The sequence below is a fragment of the Carnobacterium sp. genome (genome assembly GCF_032094055.1).
GTDB lineage: Bacteria > Bacillota > Bacilli > Lactobacillales > Carnobacteriaceae > Carnobacterium_A.
The window spans coordinates 9,760-10,413 of the sequence record NZ_DAMDAK010000011.1; the positions used below are offsets into that span (position 1 = coordinate 9,760).

Annotated in this window: 2 pseudogenes; both read right to left on the reverse strand. The window is 26.9% G+C overall.

Features of this window, described 5'->3' with window-relative positions:
- Positions 1 to 366, reverse strand: a pseudogene (locus RT405_RS02975) (teichoic acid biosynthesis protein); the annotation flags it as partial.
- A 112-nt stretch (positions 367 to 478) separates the two neighbouring features.
- Positions 479 to 654: pseudogene (locus RT405_RS13465) on the reverse strand (CDP-glycerol glycerophosphotransferase family protein); the annotation flags it as partial.

Here is a 654-nt window from a genome sequence, read left to right on the forward strand (position 1 = left end):
ATAGTGACAAGTAGCTAATAACATAAAATATTTTTTGCTTTCATATTCTACAAAGTGAATATTCGAATATTCAGGATACTCATTTTTAATTTTTTGAATCATCGGATCATTTAAATTTACTGTAGCCCAATAAAATTGTGCGTTTTTCAAAGTATCCTCTTTAATTAATTGAGTAAATAATGCAAAAACATTCCCAGTCAAACTTACCCCGTGATAAGCTTCTAGTAAAAAGGTATTGGGAACTACTTCTTTGTTCTCAATCGTTTTAATATAGTAGCTAGTTAACCTTTTTTTTTCATTGCTAATTTTTTCTTTCAAAGGACTAAGATAAAATTTGCTAACCTCTTTTATTTTTTTAGTATCCACTATTCATACACTCATTTCTTTCTAAATTAGATTTAAAGAACAAGAAAAAATTTCTTGTTCTTATAAAATAAGTCTTTCATTTTTTATTGTTCTTAATTTTTAATTAAACCATTCATATTTCTATATCTAATTCTTTAAAAACTTTTTCAGATGCTCGGCCATTTTCCCATCTGCAAAATTCATTACGAAAATCAGCTAGTTTGGAGACATATTCTTTAAATTCCCCTTCATGAATGAATTGTTCTACATACTGAAAGAATTTGTCTTCACTAACTACAAAAGGACCTG